Annotated in this window: 17 protein-coding genes and 1 riboswitch; of the genes, 14 read left to right on the top strand and 3 right to left on the bottom strand. The window is 58.0% G+C overall.

Annotation, left to right across the window (positions count from 1 at the left end):
• The first annotated feature begins 75 nt into the window (after window positions 1-75).
• From sgrR to thiQ, 4 genes are all read left to right on the top strand, one after another.
• Entirely contained in the window at window positions 76-1,731 is a 1,656-nt protein-coding gene (gene sgrR, locus SPH27_RS11060; RefSeq protein WP_033144620.1) for an HTH-type transcriptional regulator SgrR, read from the top strand.
• Window positions 1,732-1,767: 36 nt separating this feature from the next.
• Window positions 1,768-1,868: riboswitch (TPP riboswitch) on the top strand.
• 31 nt (window positions 1,869-1,899) lie between these two features.
• Entirely contained in the window at window positions 1,900-2,883 is a 984-nt protein-coding gene (gene thiB / locus SPH27_RS11065) for a thiamine ABC transporter substrate binding subunit (RefSeq protein ID WP_033144619.1), read from the top strand.
• Window positions 2,859-4,469, top strand: coding sequence for a thiamine/thiamine pyrophosphate ABC transporter permease ThiP (gene thiP / locus SPH27_RS11070; RefSeq protein ID WP_048979019.1), 1,611 nt, complete (start codon window positions 2,859-2,861; stop codon window positions 4,467-4,469). Before thiB ends, thiP begins: the two co-directional genes overlap by 25 nt.
• The gene (gene thiQ / locus SPH27_RS11075) at window positions 4,453-5,154 is read left to right on the top strand and encodes a thiamine ABC transporter ATP-binding protein ThiQ (RefSeq protein WP_048975040.1); all 702 of its coding nucleotides are present in this window, start codon (window positions 4,453-4,455) and stop codon (window positions 5,152-5,154) included. Before thiP ends, thiQ begins: the two co-directional genes overlap by 17 nt.
• A gap of 44 nt (window positions 5,155-5,198) precedes the next feature.
• Here thiQ and SPH27_RS11080 read toward each other — a convergent pair whose 3' ends face one another.
• Window positions 5,199-5,966: a DedA family protein gene (locus SPH27_RS11080; protein ID WP_047060155.1), complete on the bottom strand. Its 768-nt coding sequence runs from the start codon at window positions 5,964-5,966 to the stop codon at window positions 5,199-5,201.
• 128 nt (window positions 5,967-6,094) lie between these two features.
• On the bottom strand, window positions 6,095-6,940 hold the full coding sequence (araC, locus tag SPH27_RS11085; protein WP_023310373.1) for an arabinose operon transcriptional regulator AraC: 846 nt from the start codon (window positions 6,938-6,940) through the stop codon (window positions 6,095-6,097).
• A 337-nt stretch (window positions 6,941-7,277) separates the two neighbouring features.
• On the opposite strand from araC, the gene araB reads away from it, so the two are divergent.
• From araB to rluA, 6 genes are all read left to right on the top strand, one after another.
• Entirely contained in the window at window positions 7,278-8,987 is a 1,710-nt protein-coding gene (araB, locus tag SPH27_RS11090) for a ribulokinase (protein WP_182071478.1), read from the top strand.
• A gap of 10 nt (window positions 8,988-8,997) precedes the next feature.
• Window positions 8,998-10,500 (top strand): L-arabinose isomerase, encoded by a 1,503-nt coding sequence (gene araA, locus SPH27_RS11095; RefSeq protein WP_023310371.1) that lies wholly within the window; start codon window positions 8,998-9,000, stop codon window positions 10,498-10,500.
• A gap of 47 nt (window positions 10,501-10,547) precedes the next feature.
• Window positions 10,548-11,243 carry an L-ribulose-5-phosphate 4-epimerase gene (gene araD, locus SPH27_RS11100; RefSeq protein WP_039260840.1) on the top strand — a complete coding sequence of 232 codons (696 nt, stop codon included), beginning with the start codon at window positions 10,548-10,550 and terminating at the stop codon, window positions 11,241-11,243.
• A gap of 74 nt (window positions 11,244-11,317) precedes the next feature.
• Complete coding sequence (gene polB, locus SPH27_RS11105; RefSeq protein ID WP_182071479.1) at window positions 11,318-13,675, top strand: DNA polymerase II; 2,358 nt, start codon at window positions 11,318-11,320, stop codon at window positions 13,673-13,675.
• Window positions 13,676-13,803: 128 nt separating this feature from the next.
• Complete coding sequence (gene rapA / locus SPH27_RS11110; protein WP_182071480.1) at window positions 13,804-16,710, top strand: RNA polymerase-associated protein RapA; 2,907 nt, start codon at window positions 13,804-13,806, stop codon at window positions 16,708-16,710.
• A gap of 12 nt (window positions 16,711-16,722) precedes the next feature.
• Entirely contained in the window at window positions 16,723-17,382 is a 660-nt protein-coding gene (gene rluA, locus SPH27_RS11115; protein ID WP_008502014.1) for a bifunctional tRNA pseudouridine(32) synthase/23S rRNA pseudouridine(746) synthase RluA, read from the top strand.
• 29 nt (window positions 17,383-17,411) lie between these two features.
• On the opposite strand, the gene djlA is transcribed toward rluA, so the two are convergent.
• Window positions 17,412-18,227, bottom strand: a complete 816-nt coding sequence (gene djlA, locus SPH27_RS11120) for a co-chaperone DjlA (RefSeq protein WP_023310366.1) — start codon at window positions 18,225-18,227, stop codon at window positions 17,412-17,414.
• 239 nt (window positions 18,228-18,466) lie between these two features.
• Here djlA and lptD point away from each other — a divergent pair, with 239 nt between their 5' ends.
• Genes lptD through rsmA form a run of 4 tightly spaced genes read left to right on the top strand, consistent with a single transcriptional unit; the run spans window position 18,467 to window position 23,962 of the window.
• On the top strand, window positions 18,467-20,818 hold the full coding sequence (lptD, locus tag SPH27_RS11125; RefSeq protein WP_182071481.1) for an LPS assembly protein LptD: 2,352 nt from the start codon (window positions 18,467-18,469) through the stop codon (window positions 20,816-20,818).
• Window positions 20,819-20,871: 53 nt separating this feature from the next.
• Window positions 20,872-22,158, top strand: coding sequence for a peptidylprolyl isomerase SurA (surA, locus tag SPH27_RS11130; RefSeq protein ID WP_182071482.1), 1,287 nt, complete (start codon window positions 20,872-20,874; stop codon window positions 22,156-22,158).
• A complete protein-coding gene (gene pdxA, locus SPH27_RS11135) occupies window positions 22,158-23,144 on the top strand; it encodes a 4-hydroxythreonine-4-phosphate dehydrogenase PdxA (protein WP_029740873.1) in 987 nt (328 codons plus the stop codon). Before surA ends, pdxA begins: the two co-directional genes overlap by 1 nt.
• Window positions 23,141-23,962 carry a 16S rRNA (adenine(1518)-N(6)/adenine(1519)-N(6))-dimethyltransferase RsmA gene (gene rsmA / locus SPH27_RS11140; RefSeq protein WP_023310362.1) on the top strand — a complete coding sequence of 274 codons (822 nt, stop codon included), beginning with the start codon at window positions 23,141-23,143 and terminating at the stop codon, window positions 23,960-23,962. Before pdxA ends, rsmA begins: the two co-directional genes overlap by 4 nt.
• Window position 23,963: the final 1 nt, after the last annotated feature.

Here is a 23,963-nt window from a genome sequence, read left to right on the forward strand (position 1 = left end):
GCTTCATCGGGGAGAATTATTGGCCTAATATAGGGATAAATAAATTGCTGGTTTTTTGTCAGGAGTTCCCCTTTTATGCCTTCCGGTCGTCTGCAACAACAGTTTATCCGCCTCTGGCAGTGCTGCGAGGGGCAATCGCAGGAGACTACGCTCAACGAGCTGGCTGACCTGCTTAGCTGCTCCCGCCGCCATATGCGCACGCTGCTCAACACCATGCAGCAGCAGGGCTGGTTAAGCTGGGAAGCGGAGGCGGGACGCGGCAAACGTTCGCGGCTGACCTTCCTCTATACCGGGCTGGCGCTGCAGCAGCAGCGCGCGGAAGATCTGCTCGAGCAGGACCGCATCGATCAGCTGGTACAGCTGGTTGGCGACAAAGCCGCCGTGCGCCAGATGCTGGTTTCCCATCTCGGGCGCAGCTTTCGTCAGGGCCGCCACATTCTGCGGGTGCTCTACTACCGTCCGATGAAAAATCTGTTGCCCGGCACGGCCTTACGGCGCTCAGAAACGCATATGGCCCGGCAAATCTTCAGCGGCCTGACGCGGATAAATGAGGAAAACGGGGAACTGGAGGCGGATATCGCTCATCACTGGCAGCAACTTTCCCCGCGCCACTGGCGCTTCTTTTTACGCCCCGGCATCCACTTTCACCACGGCCGCGAGCTGGAAATGCACGACGTCATCGCCTCCCTGGAACGTGCCCGCAGGCTACCGCTCTACTCGCATATCTCCCGCATCCACTCGCCCACGGCCTGGACGCTGGATATTGAGCTGTCGCAGCAGGATAAGTGGCTTCCCTGGCTGCTGGGCTACGTGCCGTCGATGATTTTGCCCGGCGAGTGGGAATCAATGAACAATTTTGCCAGCCTGCCGATTGGTACCGGGCCTTACTCCGTGTCCCGCAATAACAGCAATCAGCTGAAAATCCGCGCGTTCGACGACTACTTTGGCTATCGGGCGCTCATCGACGAAGTGAACGTCTGGGTATTGCCGGATCTCAATGAAGACCTGAGCTGCGGGCTGACGCTGGAAGGCCCCACCACGGGAGAAAAAGCCGTGGAGAGTCGCCTCGAGGAAGGGTGTTACTATCTCCTGTTTGACCGCCGCACCCACCGTGGGGCAAACCAGGCCGTCCGCAAGTGGGTTAGCCACGTTTTGTCCCCTTCCAATCTGATTTACCATGCGGAAGAGCAGTACCAGACATACTGGTTCCCGGCGTACGGCCTGCTTCCGCGCTGGCACCACGCCCGCCCGGTTCACTGTGACAAACCCGCAGGGCTGGAGTCCATCACCCTGACCTACTACCGCGAGCACGTGGAGCATCGTTTTATCGCCAGAATCATGACCCGGCTGCTGGCAGCCGAAGGGGTCACGTTAGAGGTCAGGGAAGTGGACTATGACGAATGGCATCAGGGGGAGATAGCCAGTGATATCTGGCTCAACAGCGCCAACTTTACCCTGCCGCTCGATTTTTCCCTTTTCTCGCATCTGTATGAAGTCCCGCTGATCCAGCACTGCATCGACCGTGACTGGCAGCAGGATGCCGCCCTGTGGCGCGCGGGCGAAATGAATCTTGCAGCGTGGTGCCAGCAGCTGCTGGCCGAGCAGGCGATCGTACCGTTGATCCACCACTGGCTGATGATCCAGGGCCAGCGCAGCATGCGCGGCCTGCGGATGAATACCCTGGGCTGGTTTGATTTTAAATCCGCCTGGTTTGCGCCGCCGGAGCCATAACGCTTTCGTAATATTCACCAAATCATTACAATAGCGCCGTTCTCAACGGGGTGCTGCATCACAGATGTGCGCTGAGATAATACCCGTCGAACCTGATCCGGATAACGCCGGCGAAGGGATTTGAGGCTGTTGCTCAAAATCCTTTGCCACTCAACTTTGAGGTGCAAAGTGTTAAAAAAAGTTCTCCCCCTGCTGGCGCTGTTTGCGCTGCCTGCTTTTGCGAAGCCCGTCCTGACGGTCTACACCTATGACTCCTTCTCTGCCGACTGGGGCCCTGGCCCGGTGGTTAAAAAAGCCTTTGAAGCTGACTGTAACTGCGAGCTGAAGTTCGTGGCGCTGGAAGATGGCGTATCGCTGCTCAACCGTCTGCGCATGGAAGGGAAAAACAGCAAGGCCGACGTGGTGCTCGGGCTGGATAACAACCTGCTGGAAGCCGCCTCGCAAACCAAACTGTTTGCCAAAAGCGGCGTAGCGGCAGAGGCCGTTAACGTGCCGGGCGGCTGGAAAAACGACACCTTTGTGCCGTTCGACTATGGCTACTTTGCTTTTGTTTACGACAAAAATAAGCTGAAAAACCCGCCGAAGAGCCTGAAAGAGCTGGTTGAGAGTGACCAGAAATGGCGCGTGATTTATGAAGATCCGCGCACCAGTACGCCAGGCCTGGGCCTGCTGCTGTGGATGCAAAAGGTTTACGGGGATAAAGCGCCGGAGGCGTGGCAGAAACTGGCCGCCAAAACCGTCACCGTCACCAAAGGCTGGAGCGAAGCCTATGGCCTGTTCCTGAAAGGTGAAAGCGATCTGGTGCTGAGCTACACCACCTCTCCGGCCTACCACATCATCGCCGAGAAGAAAGATAACTATGCTGCCGCTGATTTTGCTGAAGGGCACTATCTGCAGGTGGAAGTCGCCGCGCGTACCGCCGCCAGCAAGCAGCCGGAGCTGGCCGAGAAGTTCCTGAAGTTTATGGTTTCACCGGCGTTCCAGAATGCGATTCCCGCAGGCAACTGGATGTATCCGGTCACGAACGTTGCGCTGCCCGCAGGTTTCGAGCAGTTGACCAAACCAAACACCTCGCTGGAGTTTACGCCGCAGCAGGTCGCCGCGCAGCGTGCAGCATGGGTAAGTGAATGGCAACGCGCCGTCAGCCGTTGATTCCCGGCTGGTTACTTCCCGGGCTGCTCGCCGCCACAGTGATGGTGGCGGTCAGCCTGGGGGCTTTTCTTGCACTGTGGTTCAACGCGCCAGAGAGCGACCTGCTCGCCCTCTGGCACGACAGCTACCTCTGGCACGTTATCCGGTTCTCCTTCTGGCAGGCGTCTCTCTCTGCCCTGCTGTCGGTGCTCCCGGCTATTTTCCTGGCACGCGCCCTGTATCGGCGCCGTTTTCCCGGCAGGCTGGCACTGTTGCGCCTGTGCGCCATGACGCTGATCCTGCCCGTGCTGGTGGCGGTATTTGGCATCCTCAGCGTTTACGGTCGCCAGGGCTGGCTGGCTTCGCTGTTCGGCCAGCTTGGTCTGGAATGGTCATTCTCTCCTTACGGACTGCAGGGCATTCTGCTGGCGCACGTGTTTTTCAATATGCCGATGGCAACGCGCCTCTTCTTGCAGGCGCTGGAAAACATTCCCGGCGAACAGCGTCAGATTGCTGCCCAGCTCGGCATGCGCGGCGTGTCATTCTTCCGCTTTGTCGAATGGCCATGGCTGCGCCGCCAGATCCCGCCCGTCGCGGCGTTAATCTTTATGCTCTGCTTTGCCAGCTTTGCCACCGTGCTGTCCCTCGGCGGCGGGCCGCAGGCCACCACCATTGAGCTGGCGATTTACCAGGCGCTGAGTTACGACTACGATCCCGGTCGCGCCGCGCTGCTGGCGATGGTGCAGATGGCGTGCTGCCTTGCGCTGGTCCTGTTGAGCCAGCGACTGAGTAAAGCCATTCCTGCTGGCAGTAATCAAATAACCGGCTGGCGCGATCCGCAGGACAGCCTGCACAGCCGCGTTACCGATTTTATCCTGATCGCGCTGGCGCTCCTGCTTCTGCTGCCGCCGCTGATGGCCGTTATCGTTGACGGACTGAACCTCAATCTCATGTCCGTCCTGCAACAGCCCATCCTCTGGCAGGCGACCTGGACCTCGCTACGTATCGCGCTGGCGGCAGGGTTACTGTGCGTCATGCTAACCATGATGCTGCTGTGGAGCAGCCGTGAACTCTATGCCCGGCAGGCCCAAAAGGCCGGGCAGACGCTGGAGCTGACAGGGATGCTGATTCTGGCGATGCCGGGCATCGTACTGGCGACGGGCTTCTTTTTACTGTTCAACAGCACCATCGGCCTGCCGGAAAGGGCCGACGGCATTGTGATTTTCACCAACGCCCTGATGGCCATCCCTTATGCGCTCAAAGTGCTGGAAAACCCGATGCGCGACGTCAACAGCCGCTACGGTTTGCTGTGCCAGTCGCTGGGCATGCAGGGCTGGCAGCGGCTGAAGGTGGTGGAACTGCGCGCGCTGAAACGTCCGCTGGCGCAGGCGCTGGCGTTTGCCTGCGTGCTGTCGATTGGGGATTTTGGGGTTGTCGCGCTGTTCGGCAATGACGATTTCCGCACGCTGCCATACTGGCTCTATCAGCAAATCGGCTCTTATCGCAGTCAGGACGGCGCGGTCACCGCGCTGTTACTGCTGCTGCTGTGCTTTGCCTTATTTACCGTTATCGAAAAACTTCCGGGGCGTGATGTTAAAACTGACTGATGTAACCTGGCTTTACCAGCATCTGCCGATGCGCTTCACGCTCTCCGCGCGCCAGGGGGAGATGATCGCCGTGCTTGGCCCAAGCGGCGCGGGAAAAAGCACGCTGCTTAATCTGATTGCGGGTTTTCTGCAGCCGGCAAGCGGCGCGATCGTCATTAACAATCACGATCATACCCACACGCCGCCCGCGAAACGTCCGGTCTCAATGCTGTTTCAGGAAAACAACCTGTTTACCCATCTGACGGTGCGGCAAAACATCGCGCTGGGGATGCATCCGGGACTCAGGCTGAACGATGCCCAGCGCCAGAAGCTGGAGATCATTGCCGCCCAGATGGGGATCAACGAGTTCATCGACAGGCTGCCGGGTGAGCTTTCCGGCGGCCAGCGTCAGCGCGTGGCGCTGGCGCGATGTCTTGTCCGCGAGCAGCCGATCCTGCTGCTGGATGAGCCGTTCTCGGCGCTCGATCCCGCGCTGCGCCAGGAGATGCTCGCCCTGGTTCAGGACGTCTGCCAGCGCCAGCAGCTGACGATGCTGATGGTTTCACACAGTATTGAGGATGCCGCCCGCATCGCGCCGCGATCGGTGGTGATTGCCGAAGGGCGTATTTTGTGGGATGGAAAAACAGAAGAACTGCTGAGCGGTAAGGCAGGGGCGTCTTCACTGTTGGGCATTCGTGCCGTCTGATGCCCTCACCCTGGCCCTCTCCCACAGGGAGAGGGAAATCGTCGTTAACGGCTCACCACTTTTAATAAAATCTCGCCGTACACCGGCATCAGCGGGTGACGAATCAGCGCAACCAGGGCTACCACAGCCACGCCAAGCGTCAGCGGGGCCAGCCACAAAAGGCGAGAGCGCGGAAGATAGCGCGTCAGGCGATCGACGCTGGCTTTCCCACTGCGCCACAGTCGCCAGCAGAGCCATGCCGCCAGCCACAGCAGCACAGCCGTACCCAGCAGCAGCCACTTAAACTCACCGCTTTGCATACCGTCAGGGATATCGATGGCCGCGCCCGCGAGGATCCCCGGCAGGAAGTAGAACGGCGGCCAGAAGACGCAGCCGATAATGTTCGGCACCACGAATTTCGCGACGGGCAGATCCAGCATCCCCGCCACCATCGGCACCAGCGGACGCGTTGGCCCGACAAAGCGGCCGACGAGGATGGTAAACATGCTGTGCTGATGCAGCGCATGCTCGGTTTTATCCAGCAAGGCTTTGTTCTTTTTCATGAACGACCAGCGGTGCAGCGGCTTCTTAAAGCGCCAGCCCAGCCAGAAGGAGATCCAGTCGCCGAGCAGGCAGCCGATAATCCCGGCCAGCCACGCCTGCCAGAAATTAACCTCGCCGCTGCCAATCAGCGCCCCAAGCCCTGCCATCATCACGGTGCCGGGCAGGATCAGCCCAACCAGCGCCAGCGATTCCAGAAACGCCACCAGCGCCACGGCGATGAGCGAGTACATAACGGACTGGGTAATAAAGTGTTCCAGCAATGCCTGCATAACTATTCCGGTCAGAAAACGAATCAGCGATTCTGCTTAGCGCCCCGCACCGCGTCAAGGCAACAATTGTCTGAATAGTTTACAGGTTGCTTTCTGCATTCACCTGTTTGTTTATATTTTTTTACCGTTTATTCACATCCCGCGCGGAATTCGCTCGGGCTGGCACCGGTGCACTTTTTAAACACGCGAGAAAAATAGAGCTGATCCTCAAAGCCCACGTTGCGTCCGACGGTGGCGATCGGCATCCGGGTGGTGCTGAGCAGCAGCTTCGCCTGGCTGATGCGCTGATCCTCGCGCCAGCTCAATACGCTGACGCCCAGCTGCTGGCGGAACAGATGCGACAGCCGCGACGGCGACAGGCAGACGTGCTGAGCAACGCTGGCGATATCAAACTGGCTATCGGCCAGGTGGTCGCTAATGTACTGGCAGGCGTCGCGCACGCGGTTGTCCAGCGGGGGGTTAAGCGACTCGTTAATCGCCTCCATCCGTCGCAGCAGCAGCTGTTCAAGCAGGTTAATCGCCAGCAGTTCAGCGTAGCGACCACCGGCCTGTCCCGCCTCGATAATCTGCGCAAAAAGCTCGCGAAACTGCGCCAGATGAACCTCATCCGGGCGATAAAAACCGGTATGCGCAAAAATAGCTGGCCACGAAAGCCACTCCTGCCAGTAGGCGCGCGGACGGAAATAGACCCACTGGTGATACCACTCTTTGGCATCCGGATGACGGCCATAGTGGTGGATCTCCCCCGGCGGGAACAGCAGGATATCGCCGGGGCGGCAGACAAACTGCTGGTCACCGTTCTTGATGATCCCTTCCCCTCGCACGGTCAGATTGAGGATATACCCTTTCATACCGAGCGGTCGGTCGACGTAAAAGTCGAGGTATCCCTCAGCCTCGATAGGGGTCAGTCCCGCCACAAGGTGCGCGTTAAACGAGTATCCCGGCAGCAGAGGATCGTTTTGCGTTTCGGCCATAGATTCAGTTCTCCCAAGGGTCCTGAAGGAAACCAATTGTCCATATCACTAAAAGCAGCTTTAAAATGGCCCGCGAAAAGATCCAAAAAGCATCACGCTGCTTTTACGTCCGCCATGTTTCAGCCTTTCCCCCTGATTTCTCCGCCATAGCAGGCAGATAACCAGTAACAAAAGTGTCTATAAGTGCGGCAGAAATGTCCACATTGAATATTTGCACGGCGTCACACTTTCCGTTGTAACAGCAATTTAGTCCATAAGATTAGCGGATCCTGCCTGACGACTTTTTTCCCCAGTCTCTAATGTTCTTCCATACCTGTTTTTTCGATGGAGCAACACCATGGCAATTGCGATTGGCCTCGATTTTGGCAGCGATTCGGTTCGCGCGCTGGCAGTGGACTGTACGTCCGGCCAGGAGATAGCAACCAGCGTTGAGTGGTACCCGCGCTGGCAAGAGGGGCGCTACTGTGATGCGCCGAACAACCAGTTCCGTCACCACCCGCGTGACTATATCGAATCGATGGAAGCGGCGATCAAAACCGTCCTTGCCGAACTGACTGACGCCCAGCGGGCTGAGATTGTCGGAATTGGCGTCGACAGCACCGGCTCCACGCCTGCCCCGGTGGATGCCGAAGGCCGCGTGCTGGCGCTGCGCCCGGAGTTTGCCGACAACCCGAACGCCATGTTCGTGCTGTGGAAAGACCACACCGCCGTAGAAGAGGCTGAAGCCATTACGCGCCTGTGCCACCAGCCGGGCAAAACAGACTACTCGCGCTACATCGGCGGGATTTATTCCAGCGAATGGTTCTGGGCCAAGATCCTTCACGTCACCCGTGCCGACGCAGCCGTTGCGCAGGCTGCGGCGTCATGGGTTGAGCTGTGCGACTGGGTGCCTGCCCTGCTCTCCGGCACCACCCGCCCGCAGGATATCCGCCGCGGCCGCTGCAGCGCCGGGCATAAATCCCTGTGGCACGAAAGCTGGGGCGGCCTGCCTCCGGCCGCGTTCTTCGATGAGCTCGACCCGATCCTCAACAAGAGCCTGACGTACCCGCTCTTTACCGACACCTTTACCGCCGATATTCCCGTCGGCACCCTCTGCGAAGAGTGGGCGACGCGCCTCGGCCTGCCGCAGAACGTGGCCATCTCCGGCGGCGCCTTTGACTGCCATATGGGCGCCGTGGGCGCGGGCGCACAGCCAAACACGCTGGTCAAAGTCATCGGGACCTCCACCTGCGACATCCTGACGGCAGATAAAGCCACCGTCGGCGACCGGGCGGTGAAAGGCATCTGCGGCCAGGTTGACGGCAGCGTGGTGCCGGACTTCATCGGTCTTGAAGCCGGTCAGTCCGCGTTTGGCGATATCTACGCCTGGTTTGGTCGCGTGCTCGGCTGGCCGCTGGACCAGCTGGCGGCGGCGCATCCTGAACTGAAAACCCAGATAGCCGACAGCAAAAAGCAGCTTCTGCCTCAGCTCACCGAAGCCTGGGCAAAAAATCCGTCTCTCGATCACCTGCCGGTGGTGCTGGACTGGTTTAACGGCCGCCGCACGCCGTTTGCCAACCAGCGCCTGAAAGGGGTGATCGCGGATCTCAACCTGGCGACCGACGCGCCTGCGCTGTTCGGCGGTCTGATTGCCGCAACGGCCTTCGGTGCCCGCGCCATTATGGAGTGCTTCACCGGGCAGGGTATCGACGTGAACAACGTGATGGCGCTGGGCGGCATCGCCCGTAAAAACCCGGTGATCATGCAGGCCTGCTGCGACGTGCTGAACCGTCCGCTGCAGATTGTGGCCTCCGATCAGTGCTGCGCGCTGGGCGCGGCGATTTTCGCTGCCGTGGCCGCAGGCGTTCACGCCGACATTCCGACCGCGCAGAAGCATATGGCGAGCGCCGTCGAAAACACGCTTCAGCCGCGTGCCCAGCAGGCGCAACGCTTTGAACAGCTTTATCAGCGCTACCAGCAATGGGCAAAAAGCGCCGAACTTCACTATCTCCCTGTCGCCGCCCCGGCCAAAAGCACCGCGGACACTACGGCAACCCTGACCCATTAAGGACACGATGATGACCATTTTTAATAACTATGAAGTGTGGTTTGTGATTGGCAGCCAGCATCTGTACGGACCGGAAGCGCTGCAGCAGGTGACGAAACACGCGGAGCACGTCGTTAACGCGCTGAACGCGGAAGCTAAACTGCCGTGCAAACTGGTGCTGAAACCGCTGGGCACGACGCCTGACGAAATTACCCACATCTGCCGCGACGCCAACTACGACGATAAATGCGCCGGTCTGGTGGTGTGGCTGCACACCTTCTCACCCGCCAAAATGTGGATCAACGGCCTGTCTATCCTCAACAAACCGCTGCTGCAGTTCCATACCCAGTTCAACGCCTCCCTGCCGTGGGACAGCATCGACATGGACTTTATGAACCTGAACCAGACCGCGCACGGCGGCCGCGAGTTCGGCTTCATCGGCGCGCGTATGCGCCAGCAGCACGCGGTGGTCACCGGCCACTGGCAGGATGGCAAAGCGCAACAGCGTATCGGCTCCTGGATGCGCCAGGCAGTATCCAAACAGGATACCCGCCATCTGAAAGTGGTGCGTTTCGGCGACAACATGCGTGAAGTGGCGGTCACGGACGGCGACAAAGTGGCCGCGCAGATCAAGTTCGGCTTCTCCGTGAATACCTGGGCCGTGGGCGACCTGGTGCAGGTAGTAAATGAAATCAGCGACGGCGACGTGAGCGCGCTGGTGGACGAGTACGAAAGCAGCTACCGCCTGACGCCTGCGGCACAAATCAACGGCGACAAGCGTCAGAACGTGCTGGACGCGGCGCGCATCGAGCTGGGCATGAAGCGCTTCCTGGAACAGGGCGGCTTTCACGCCTTTACCACTACCTTTGAAGACCTCCACGGCCTGAAACAGCTGCCGGGTCTGGCGGTACAACGTCTGATGCAGCAGGGCTACGGCTTTGCGGGCGAAGGCGACTGGAAAACTGCCGCTCTGCTTCGCATCATGAAGGTGATGTCGACCGGTCTGCAGGGCGGCACCTCCTTTATGGAGGACTACACCTATCACTTCGAAAACGGCAATGACCTGGTACTCGGCTCGCACATGCTGGAAGTGTGCCCGACGATCGCCGTGGAAGAGAAACCGATCCTCGACGTGCAGTACCTCGGCATCGGCGGCAAAGCCGATCCGGCGCGTCTGATCTTCAACACCCGTACGGGCCCGGCCATCAACGCCAGCCTGATCGACCTGGGCGATCGCTTCCGCCTGCTGGTGAACTGCGTCGATGCGGTTGAAACGCCGCACTCCCTGCCGAAACTGCCGGTGGCCAACGCCCTGTGGAAAGCACAGCCTGACCTGCCAACCGCCTCAGAAGCCTGGATCCTGGCCGGCGGCGCGCACCACACGGTGTTCAGCCACGCCCTTGATCTGAACGACATGCGTCAGTTCGCCGAGCTGCACGACATCGAGCTGACCGTCATCGATAACGATACCCGCCTGCCTGCGTTCAAAGACGCGCTGCGCTGGAACGAAGTCTATTACGGATCAAAACGCTAAGTATGGAATGCCCGGTGACGCTACGCTCACCGGGCAGGGAGATAACGATGTTAGACGATCTCAAACGTCAGGTGCTCGAAGCCAACCTGGCGCTGCCGAAACATAATCTGGTCACCCTGACATGGGGCAACGTCAGCGCCGTTGACCGCGAAAAAGGCGTGTTCGTGATTAAGCCTTCCGGCGTGGATTACACGGTGATGACCGCAGACGATATGGTCGTTGTCAGCCTCGAGACCGGCGAAGTGGTCGAAGGTAAGAAAAAACCGTCCTCCGATACGCCGACTCACCGCCTGCTGTATCGGTCATTCCCGACCATCGGCGGCATCGTGCATACCCATTCGCGCCACGCCACCATCTGGGCGCAGGCGGGCCAGTCCATCCCGGCGACCGGCACCACGCACGCGGACTACTTTTACGGCACCATTCCCTGCACGCGTCTGATGACCGACGCCGAGATTAACGGTGAGTACGAGTGGGAAACGGGGAACGTGATTGTCGAAACCTTTGAGAAACAGGGGATCGACGCCGCGCAAATGCCCGGCGTGCTGGTGCACTCCCACGGCCCGTTTGCCTGGGGTAAAAACGCAGAAGACGCGGTGCATAACGCCATCGTGCTCGAAGAGGTCGCCTATATGGGGATCTTCTGTCGCCAGCTGGCGCCGCAGCTGCCGGATATGCAGCAAACCCTGCTGGATAAGCATTACCTGCGCAAGCACGGTGCGAAGGCCTATTACGGGCAGTAAACTGTATATAAACCCAGCATTAAAATCTTAACCAGGCTATAATCAGGCCTGGTTTTGTTTTCTGGGATAACGGCGTGGCGCAGGCGCAAGAAGGCTTTTTACTGACCCGACACTGGCGGGATACCCCTCAGGGCACCGAGGTCGCGTTCTGGCTGGCAACCGACAGCGGTCCGCTGCACGTTACGCTGCCCCCGCAGGAATCCGTGGCCTTTATTCCTGAAGCCCACGTCGAAAAGGTGAAGCAGCTGCTGCGCGGCGAAAACGGCTGGCGCATCACCCCGCTTGAGCTAAAGGATTTCCACCGTCAGCCGGTTTACGGCCTCTACTGTCGCGCACATCGCCAGCTGATGCGCTATGAAAAGCTGCTCCGCGAGGCGGGCGTGACGCTCTACGAGGCCGATATCCGCCCACCGGAACGCTTTCTGATGGAGCGGTTCATCACCGCCCCCGTCTGGGTCGACGGCACCGCGCAGAGCGGCAGCCTCGTTAACGCGCGCCTGAAGCCGAATCCGCACTACCGCCCGCCGCTGAAGTGGGTCTCCCTGGATATCGAAACCACCCGTCACGGCGAACTGTACTGCATCGGTCTGGAAGGCTGCGGCGATCGGGTTGTCTATATGCTCGGGCCGCCGAATGGCGATGCATCCGCGCTGGATTTCCGGCTTGAGTACGCCAACAGCCGCCCGCAGCTGCTGGAGAAGCTTAACCAGTGGTTTGCCGACAACGACCCCGACGTCCTGATCGGCTGGAACGTGGTGCAGTTCGACCTGCGCGTCCTGCAAAAGCACGCCGAGCGCTACCGCATCCCGCTGATGCTGGGGCGCGGAAACAGCGAGCTGGAATGGCGCGAACACGGTTTTAAGAACGGTGTTTTCTTCGCGCAGGCCAACGGTCGCCTGATTATCGACGGCATCGAGGCGCTTAAGTCCGCCTTCTGGAACTTCTCTTCATTCTCCCTCGAAGCGGTCGCACAGGAGCTGCTTGGCGAAGGCAAATCCATCGACAACCCCTGGGACAGAATGGACGAGATCGACCGGCGCTTTAATGAAGATAAACCGGCGCTTGCCACCTACAACCTGAAAGACTGCGAGCTGGTCACGCAGATTTTTCACAAAACCGAGATTATGCCGTTCCTGCTGGAGCGCGCGACGGTAAACGGCCTGGCGGTCGACAGGCACGGCGGCTCGGTTGCCGCCTTTAGCCACCTTTATTTTCCGCGGATGCACCGGGCGGGATACGTCGCCCCCAACCTCGGGGACGTGCCGCCGCAGGCAAGCCCCGGCGGATACGTGATGGACTCCCGGCCAGGATTGTATGACTCCGTTCTGGTGCTGGACTACAAAAGCCTCTACCCGTCGATTATCCGTACCTTCCTGATCGATCCCGTCGGGCTGGTTGAGGGCATGGCCCAGCCGGATGATGAGCACAGCACCGAAGGTTTCCTCGGCGCACGCTTCTCGCGGGAAAAACACTGTCTGCCTGAAATCGTGGGAAAAATCTGGCACGGCCGCGATGAGGCCAAGCGCCACGGCAACAAGCCGCTATCACAGGCGCTGAAAATCATTATGAACGCCTTTTACGGCGTGCTGGGCACCAGCGCCTGCCGCTTCTTTGATCCGCGTCTGGCCTCCTCGATCACCATGCGCGGGCACGAGATCATGCGCCAGACCAAAGCGCTGATTGAGTCCCGGGGCTATGACGTCATCTACGGCGACACGGACTCCACCTTTGTGTGGCTTAAGGGCGCGCATTCAGAAGACGACGCCGCGCAAATCGGCAACGCGCTGGTCGCCTTCGTGAACGACTGGTGGCAGGAACATTTGCAGAAAGAGCGGTTAACCAGCGCGCTGGAGCTGGAATTTGAAACCCATTTCGCCCGCTTTTTAATGCCCACCATTCGCGGCACCGATCAGGGCAGCAAGAAGCGCTACGCCGGGCTGATTCAGGAAGGCGACGCGCAGCGGATGGTTTTTAAAGGGCTGGAGACGGTACGTACCGACTGGACGCCGCTGGCGCAGCAGTTCCAGCAGACGCTCTATCTGCGGGTGTTTCGCAATGAGCCGTATCAGGACTACGTGCGCGAGACGATAGCCAGCCTGATGGCGGGCGAACTTGACGCGCAGTTGGTGTATCGCAAGCGCCTGCGCCGCCCGCTGGCGGAGTACCAGCGTAACGTTCCTCCGCACGTACGCGCCGCGCGTCTGGCGGATGAAGAAAACGTCCGCCGTGGCCGCGCGCCGCAGTATCAAAACCGGGGAACCATCAAATACGTCTGGACCATTAGCGGCCCGGAACCCGTGGATTATCAGCACTCTCCTCTGGATTACGAACACTATCTGACGCGCCAGCTTCAGCCGGTTGCCGACGGAATTTTGCCCTTCATCGACGATGATTTTGCTACACTGGTTACAGGGCAACTTGGCCTATTTTGACGCGTGACGAAATGGCTGCCATCCAGTACCATAGCGCCCTTTCCATTCCTGGACCCATTTTTCGTTGACCGTCTTTTTTGACGGTAGTCGAACTATTGCCTGCAATTAAAGATTAGAGCCGAACAACTATGCCTTTTACACTTGGTCAACGCTGGATCAGCGATACAGAAAGCGAACTTGGACTAGGAACCGTCGTAGCAATCGATACGCGTATGGTTACCCTCCTCTTCCCTGCCACCGGTGAAAACCGTCTGTACGCTCGCAATGACTCCCCTGTTACCCGCGTGATGTTCAATCCGGGCGACACCGTGACCAGCCATGACGGCTGGCAGCTCAAGATTGAAGACGTAAAAGAAGAGAATGGACTGCTCGCCTACATTGGTACTCGTCTTGATACGGATGAAGCCAATGTCATCCTGCGCGAAGTGCTGCTCGACAGCAAACTGGTATTCAGCAAGCCGCAGGACCGCCTGTTTGCCGGGCAAATCGACCGTATGGATCGCTTCTCCCTGCGCTATCGCGCGCGTAAGTTCCAGAGTGAACAGTACCGCATGCCGTGGAGCGGCCTGCGCGGCCAGCGCACCAGCCTGATCCCCCACCAGCTGAACATCGCCCACGACGTGGGCCGTCGTCACGCGCCGCGCGTGCTGCTGGCAGATGAAGTGGGCCTGGGTAAAACCATCGAAGCGGGCATGATCCTGCATCAACAGCTGCTTTCCGGCGCTGCCGAACGCGTGCTGATCGTGGTGCCAGAAACCCTGCAGCACCAGTGGCTGGTTGAGATGCTGCGCCGCTTTAACCTGCGTTTCTCCCTGTTCGACGATGAACGCTATGCCGAAGCGCAGCACGATGCCGACAACCCGTTTGAAACCGAACAGCTGGTCATTTGCTCCCTCGACTTCGTGCGCCGCAGCAAGCAGCGTCTTGAGCACCTGTGCGATGCCGAGTGGGACATTATGGTTGTTGACGAAGCGCACCATCTGGTCTGGAGCGAAGACGCGCCGAGCCGCGAATACATGGCTATTGAGCAGCTTGCCGAGCGCGTGCCTGGCGTCCTGCTGCTGACCGCAACGCCGGAGCAGCTGGGTCTGGAAAGCCACTTCGCCCGTCTGCGCCTGCTCGATCCAAACCGTTTCCACGACTTTGCGCAGTTCGTGGAAGAACAGAATAACTACCGCCCGGTCGCCGATGCCGTCGCCATGCTGCTGGCGGGCAAACGTCTTTCTGATGACGAACTCAACACCCTGAGCGATCTGATTGGCGAGCAGGACATCGAGCCGCTTTTGCAGGCTGCGAACAGCGACAGCGGCAACGCGGAATCCGCGCGTAAAGAGCTGATCGACATGCTGATGGACCGCCACGGTACCAGCCGCGTGCTGTTCCGTAACACCCGTAACGGCGTCAAAGGCTTCCCGAAACGCGAGCTGCATACGATTAAGCTGCCGCTGCCGACGCAGTATCAGACGGCGATTAAAGTCTCCGGCATTATGGGTGCGCGCAAAACCCAGGAAGAGCGCGCCCGCGACATGCTTTATCCGGAACAAATCTACCAGGAATTTGAAGGTGATACCGGCACCTGGTGGAACTTCGATCCGCGCGTGGAGTGGCTGATGGGCTACCTGACCGCGCACCGCTCTCAGAAGGTGCTGGTGATCTGCGCCAAAGCGGCCACCGCGCTGCAGCTGGAGCAGGTTCTGCGCGAGCGTGAAGGCATTCGCGCCGCCGTGTTCCACGAAGGCATGTCCATCGTCGAGCGCGACCGCGCCGCGGCGTGGTTCGGGGAAGAGGACAGCGGCGCACAGGTTCTGCTGTGCTCGGAAATCGGCTCTGAAGGCCGTAACTTCCAGTTTGCCAGCAACCTGGTGATGTTCGATCTGCCGTTTAACCCGGATCTGCTGGAGCAGCGTATCGGCCGTCTGGATCGTATCGGTCAGGCGCATGATATTCAGATCCACGTGCCGTATCTGGAAAAAACCGCGCAGTCCGTGCTGGTACGCTGGTTCCACGAAGGTCTGGACGCGTTTGAACATACCTGCCCAACGGGCCGCACCATTTATGATCAAGTGCATGGCGATCTGATCGGCTACCTGGCCGCGCCGGAAAACGCGGAAGGGTTTGATGAGCTGATCAAGTCCTGCCGTGAGAAGCACGACGCGCTGAAAGCGCAGCTGGAGCAGGGCCGCGACCGCCTGCTGGAGATCCACTCCAACGGCGGTGAAAAAGCGCAGGCGCTGGCTGAGAGTATTGAAGAACAGGATGATGACACCAGCCTGATCAGCTTCTCCATGAACCTGTTCGACATCGTCGGCATCAACCAGGACGACCGCGGCGAGAACCTGATTGTCCTGACCCCGTCCGATCACATGCTGGTTCCGGATTTCCCGGGCCTGCCGGAAGATGGCTGTACCATCACCTTCGAGCGTGACGTGGCGCTGTCCCGCGAAGATGCCCAGTTTATCACCTGGGAACACCCGCTGATCCGCAACGGTCTGGACCTGATCCTCTCCGGCGATACCGGCAGCAGCACCATCTCCCTGTTGAAAAACAAGGCGCTGCCGGTGGGCACCCTGCTGGTGGAGCTGATCTACGTTGTGGAAGCGCAGGCGCCGAAACAGCTGCAGCTCACCCGCTTCCTGCCGCCAACGCCCGTCCGCCTGCTGCTGGACAAAAACGGCACGAACCTGGCGGGACAGGTTGAATTCGAGAGTTTCAACCGACAGCTGAGCGCGGTAAACCGCCACACGGGCAGCAAGCTGGTGAACGCGGTACAGCAGGATGTGCACGCTATTCTGCAACTGGGCGAAACCCAGATTGAAAAAGCGGCCAGAGCACTGATTGACGCCGCGCGCAGTGAAGCCGACGAGAAACTGTCTGCGGAGCTGTCCCGTCTGGAAGCGTTAAAAGCGGTCAACCCGAACATCCGCGACGACGAGCTGGCGGCGATTGAAAGCAACCGTCAGCAGGTGCTGGAAAGCCTGAATCAGGCTGGCTGGCGTCTGGATGCCCTGCGTCTTATCGTTGTGACGCATCAGTAAACGGAGCGCAAGATGGTGATGGAGCCTTACAATCCGCCTCAGGATCCCTGGCTGGTCATTCTGTATCAGGATGAACACATTATGGTGGTCAACAAGCCCAGCGGCCTGTTGTCCGTGCCGGGGCGTCTGGACGAGCACAAAGACAGCGTGATGACGCGCATTCAGCGCGATTATCCGCAGGCGGAGTCTGTCCATCGCCTGGATATGGCCACCAGCGGCGTGATTGTGGTGGCGCTGAACAAAGCGGCGGAACGCGAGTTAAAGCGCCAGTTCCGCGAGCGCGAGCCGAAAAAGCAGTATGTCGCCCGCGTCTGGGGCCACCCCGCGCAGGCGGAAGGGCTGGTAGATTTACCGCTGATCTGCGACTGGCCAAACCGGCCTAAGCAGAAGGTGTGTTACGAAACCGGCAAGGCCGCGCAGACCGAGTACGAAGTGCTGGAGTACGCGCCGGATAATACCGCGCGCGTCCTGCTTAAGCCGATTACCGGACGTTCGCACCAGCTGCGCGTGCATATGCTCGCCCTGGGTCATCCGATTCTGGGCGACCGCTTCTACGCGCCGCCTGAAGCGCTGGCCTTAGCGCCACGTCTGCAGCTGCACGCGCAGACGCTCACCATCACCCATCCGGCCTTCGGTAACGCGATGACGTTTAAAGCCCCGGTGGACTTCTAAAAAAAAGCCCGACATCGTCGGGCTTTTTCTTATTTGAAACCTTTCTTCTCTTTAATGAGCTCGTACGCCTTCTGGATTTCCTGCGCTTTTTGCTTCGCCATCTCCATCATTTCTGGCGGTAAGCCTTTCGCGACCAGTTTGTCCGGATGGTGTTCGCTCATGAGCTTACGATAGGCACGTTTAATCGTGGTCTGATCGTCAGAGGGCTTAACGCCAAGCACGTTGCAGGCGTCTTCCAGCGTCGGACCACGCTGCGCCTGCTGCCAGGCACCGCCGGACGACTGCTGGTGATAGCCGCCGCCAAACTGCGCCCCGCCCTGCATCATGCGCAGGAACTGGTCGAACTGCATGCGGGAGATGCCCAGCTCTTCCGCAATGACGTACAGCACGTCACGTTCATTAGGATGAAGTGAGCCGTCTGCGAAGGCCGCCTGGATTTGAATTTCCAGAAACATCCGAATTAAATCAAAACGTCCAAAGCAGATGCTGCGGAACTGACGCATTTTTTCGCGAAGCGGATAATTATCCGACTTACCGATGCGAAACGCATTTTGCGCTGCCAGACGGGAGTCGCCGTGCAGATTCATGCGATCCATAAAGACGCTGGCAATCTGAATATCGGCTTCTGTGACACGCCCTTTGGATTTGGTTAAGTGCCCCATGACCTCAAAGGTGGTGGAGAAAAAGAGTGACTGACGCTCGCGCTGATTGGCAAACCAGGCCATTTTGCGGCTGCGCGCCTTATCAAACATATGGCCGATAATAAGCCCAAGCACAATCCCCCAGAACCCGGCACCCATGATGATGGCGAACGCAACGCCGATTATTTTACCCCAATACTGCATATACTCCCCGGATAGTCATATTCCTGGCCGACGCAACGTCATCATCACTGTGTTCAAGTCACGGTCAATTGAAGGACATCGCCTATAATTTGCTTTATCATACTCGTCATTCGATAGCGAGCCTAACACTCTGGCACGCAAACGGGCAGGATTAACGCTGGTACTGCGCAGATGAGTAAGATAGTCTCTGAGCGTTTGTAAGCCGTAGCCACTGATGACGGAACAATAAAATACAACGTATGAAAAAACGTATCCCCACCCTCCTGGCCACAATGATTGGCTCCGCCCTGTACAGTCAACAGGGGCTGGCGGCCGATCTCGCCTCGCAGTGTATGCTTGGCGTCCCAAGTTATAATCGCCCACTGGTGAGTGGCGATACAAATAGCTTGCCGGTAACCATTACTGCCGACAGTTCGAAAGGGACTTACCCTGACAATGCCACGTTTACGGGCAATGTCGATATTAACCAGGGAAATAGCCGCCTGCAGGCAGATGAAGTGCAATTGCACCAGAAACAGCCGGAAGGTGCGGCCGAGCCGGTACGAACGGTGGATGCGCTGGGTAATGTGCACTATGACGACAATCAGGTCATCCTGAAAGGTCCGAAAGCCTGGTCAAACCTGAATACTAAAGATACTAACGTCTGGAAAGGTGATTACCAGATGGTGGGTCGCCAGGGGCGCGGTGACGCTGACCTGATGAAACAGCGCGGTGAAAACCGCTATACGATCCTGGAAAACGGCACGTTCACGTCATGTCTGCCGGGTTCCAATACCTGGAGCGTGGTCGGGAGCGAGGTTATCCATGACCGCGAAGAACAGGTCGCAGAGATCTGGAACGCCCGCTTTAAGCTGGGCCCTGTTCCCATATTCTACAGCCCTTATCTGCAGCTTCCCGTCGGTGACAAACGCCGCTCCGGTTTCCTGATCCCGAATGCCAAATACAGCACGTCGAACTACTTTGAGTTCTACCTGCCGTATTACTGGAACATCGCGCCAAACATGGATGCGACGATCACGCCGCACTATATTCACAAGCGCGGCAACATCATGTGGGAGAACGAGTTCCGATATCTGACCCACGCCGGTGCGGGTCTGATGGAGCTGGATTATCTGCCGTCGGATAAAGTCTTCCAGGACGAGCATCCGACCGAAGGCGATAAACACCGCTGGATGTATTTCTGGCAGCATTCCGGGGTGATGGATCAGGTCTGGCGTTTCAACGTTAACTACACCAAGGTCAGTGACCCGAACTACTTTAACGATTTCTCGTCAAAATACGGTTCGAGTACCGATGGTTATGCCACGCAGATCTTCAGCGTTGGCTATGCGGTGCAGAACTTCGATGCGACGGTAACCAACAAGCAGTTCCAGGTGTTCTCCAGCCAGACGGCGAGTACCTATGGCGCCGAGCCGCAGCTGGACGTTAACTGGTACCAGAATGACGTGGGTCCGTTCGACACCCGTATTTATGGTCAGGCGGTGCATTTTGTAAACACCAATTCCAATATGCCGGAAGCCACCCGAGTTCACCTGGAGCCCGTCATCAACTTGCCATGGTCGAATGACTGGGCAAGCCTGAACACGGAAGCCAAGCTGATGGCGACACACTATCAGCAAAAAAATATTGATGATTACAACACCAGCAACAACGCTCATCTTGAGGAAAGCGTAAACCGTACGCTTCCACAGTTCAAAATGGACGGTAAGATGATCTTCGAACGCAATATGGGACTTCTGGCGGATGGCTATACCCAGACGCTGGAGCCACGTATGCAGTACCTGTACGTGCCTTATCGCGATCAGAGCAACATCAATAACTATGACTCCTCTTTACTGCAATCTGATTACAGCGGCCTGTTCCGCGACCGTACCTACGGTGGCCTTGACCGCATCGCCTCAGCGAACCAGTTAACGACCGGGGTCACATCACGCGTTTATGATGACGCTGCCGTTGAACGTTTTAACGTTTCTGTTGGTCAAATCTACTATTTCACCGAGTCTCGCACGGGCGATGACAATATTAAGTGGGAGAAAGATAACAAGACAGGTTCGCTGATTTGGGCTGGTGATACCTACTGGCGTATGACCGATCGTTGGGGTCTTCGCGGTGGCGTGCAATATGACACCCGTCTCGACAATATCGCCAACAGTACGGCGGCGATTGAGTACCGCCGGGATGAAGATCGTATGTTGCAGTTGACCTATCGTTATGCCAGCCCGGAATATATTCAGGCGACGTTACCAAACTATGGTACTGCAGAGCAGTATAAAGACGGTATTTCGCAGGTGGGTGGCGCAGCGAGCTGGCCAATTGCCGACCGCTGGTCAATCGTAGGCGCTTACTACTTTGACACTAACGCCAATAAACCTGCTGACCAGATGGTGGGTCTGCAATATAACTCCTGCTGTTACGCGCTGCGTGTCGGCTACGAACGCAAGCTTAACGGCTGGAACAGTGAAAACAATCAGAGCAAATACGATAACGTGATTGGCTTTAACTTCGAGTTACGCGGCCTGAGTTCCAACTACGGTCTGGGTACGCAGAAAATGCTGCGCTCGAATATTCTGCCGTACAGTAGCGCCTTGTAATGTGCTTGATTTGCAACGTAATCCGCTTTGCGGTTAATTGAAATGGAAAAAGTATGAAGAACTGGAAAACGCTGCTGCTCGGTGTCGCTATGGTTGCGAATACCAGCTTCGCCGCCCCCCAGGTTGTTGATAAAGTCGCTGCTGTGGTTAACAACGGCGTCGTGCTTGAAAGTGACGTTGACGGTCTGATGAAATCGGTGAAGCTCAATTCGGGCGAAGCCGGTCAACAGCTTCCGGATGACGCTACGCTGCGCCACCAGATCCTGGAGCGTCTGATCATGGATCAGATCGTTCTGCAGATGGGGCAGAAAATGGGTGTGAAGATCACTGACGAGCAGCTCGATCAGGCGATCGCTAACATCGCGAAGCAGAACAATATGTCTTTAGACCAGATGCGCAGCCGTCTGGCCTATGACGGCATCAGCTACGCCACCTACCGTAACCAGATCCGTAAAGAGATGCTGATTTCGGAAGTGCGTAACAACGAAGTGCGTCGCCGCGTCACAATCCTGCCTCAGGAAGTGGACGCGCTGGCAAAACAGGTGGGTAACCAGAACGATGCGAGCACAGAGCTGAACCTGAGCCACATTCTGATCCCACTGCCAGAGAACCCAACGTCAGATCAGGCTGCGGAAGCAGAAAGCCAGGCGCGTTCGATTGTTGAACAGGCGCGTAACGGCGGCGACTTTGGCAAGCTGGCAATCACCTACTCCGCTGACCAACAGGCGCTGAAAGGCGGCCAGATGGGCTGGGGACGTATTCAGGAGCTGCCATCTATCTTTGCCCAGGCGCTGAGCACGGCGAAGAAAGGGGATATCGTTGGTCCTATCCGTTCAGGCGTGGGCTTCCACATTCTGAAGGTGAACGATCTGCGCGGCCAGAGCCAAAATATCTCCGTCACCGAAGTTCACTCTCGCCACATACTTCTGAAACCGTCACCGATCATGACTGACGATCAGGCGCGTGTGAAGCTGGAACAGATCGCAGCTGACATTAAGAGCGGTAAAACCTCATTTGCGAAGGCAGCAAAAGAGTTCTCTCAGGATCCAGGCTCTGCTAACCAGGGCGGCGATCTGGGCTGGGCGGCTGCGGATATTTACGATCCTGCCTTCCGCGACGCGTTGATGAAGCTGAACAAAGGCCAGATCAGCGCGCCGGTCCACTCTTCATTTGGCTGGCATCTGATCGAGCTGATGGACACCCGTAACGTTGATAAAACGGATGCGGCACAGAAAGACAGAGCCTACCGTATGCTGTTTAACCGTAAGTTCTCTGAAGAAGCCGCAACCTGGATGCAGGAACAACGCGCCAGCGCTTACGTGAAAGTTCTGAGCAACTAATGAAACAGCATCGTGTTGTTATCACGCCCGGCGAACCCGCCGGGATTGGGCCTGACCTCGTTGTCCAGCTCGCCCAGCGCAGCTGGCCGGTAGAGCTGGTTGTCTGCGCCGATGCAACACTGTTACAAGACCGGGCAACGCTGCTCGGTCTGCCTTTAACGCTCATCCCTTACGTTGAAGGCCAACAGCCTGCACCTCAGCAAGCCGGTACCCTCACCCTTCTTTCAGTTCCCCTTCGTACGCCGGTTATTCCGGGCCAGCTCAGCACGGAAAACGGCCACTATGTCGTTGAAACCCTGGCGCGCGCCTGCGACGGTTGCCTGAAGGGCGAATTTGCCGCCCTGATCACCGGCCCCGTCCACAAAGGCGTCATCAACGAAGCGGGTATACCCTTTACCGGGCATACGGAGTTCTTCGAAGAGCGCTCGCACAGCCCGAAAGTGGTGATGATGCTGGCGACGGAGGAAATGCGCGTTGCGCTGGTGACTACCCATCTGCCGATCAAAGCCATTCCTGATGCGATCACCCCTGAGCTCCTGCGCGAGATCATCGGGATTTTGCACCACGATCTGCAGACAAAGTTTGGGATCCCGCAGCCGCACGTGCTGGTCTGCGGCCTGAATCCGCACGCCGGTGAAGGCGGGCACATGGGCACCGAAGAGATCGACACCATCATTCCGGTACTCAACGAAATGCGGGCGAAGGGGATGAACCTCAGCGGGCCGCTGCCTGCAGATACCCTTTTCCAGCCGAAATACCTGGATAATGCCGACGCCGTGCTCGCGATGTACCACGATCAGGGCCTGCCCGTGCTAAAATACCAGGGCTTTGGCCGCGGGGTGAATATCACCCTCGGTTTACCCTTTATTCGAACGTCCGTTGACCACGGTACTGCGCTGGATCTGGCAGGCCAGGGGAAAGCGGATGTCGGCAGTTTTATTACGGCGCTTAATCTCGCCATCAAAATGATTGTTAATACTCAATGACTAATCGAGTCCATCAGGGCCACTTAGCCCGTAAACGTTTCGGGCAAAACTTCCTTAACGATCAGTTCGTGATCGAAAGCATTGTCTCGGCTATTAATCCGCAAAAAGGCCAGGCGATGGTCGAAATCGGCCCGGGCCTTGCCGCGCTGACCGAGCCGGTAGGCGAACGCCTCGACGAGCTGACCGTCATCGAACTGGACCGCGATCTGGCCGCACGCCTGCAAACGCATCCGTTCCTCGGGCCGAAGCTGACCATTTATCAGCAGGACGCCATGACTATGAACTTTGGCGAACTGTCAGAAAAAATGGGCCAGCCGCTGCGCGTCTTCGGCAACCTGCCGTACAACATCTCCACGCCGCTCATGTTCCACCTCTTTAGCTATACTGATGCCATTGCCGACATGCACTTCATGTTGCAAAAAGAGGTTGTTAACCGTCTGGTTGCAGGCCCGAACAGTAAAGCGTATGGTCGTTTAAGCGTGATGGCACAGTATTACTGCAACGTGATCCCGGTACTCGAAGTACCGCCGTCAGCGTTCACACCACCACCAAAAGTGGATTCAGCGGTTGTGCGCCTTGTGCCGCACAAAACGAAACCGTATCCGGTTAAAGATCTGCGCGTACTGAGCCGCATTACCACAGAAGCCTTTAACCAGCGCCGTAAAACGATCCGTAACAGCCTGAGCAATTCGTTTACCGTTGAGGTGTTAGCCGAGCTGGGGATTGACCCGGCAATGCGTGCGGAGAACATTTCCGTAGAGCAGTACTGCAAGCTGGCTAATTACATCAGCGATAATGCGCCGCCGAAGGAGAGTTAAG

This window comes from Enterobacter sp. A103 (assembly GCF_034427535.1).
Classification (GTDB): Bacteria; Pseudomonadota; Gammaproteobacteria; order Enterobacterales; family Enterobacteriaceae; genus Enterobacter; species Enterobacter asburiae_B.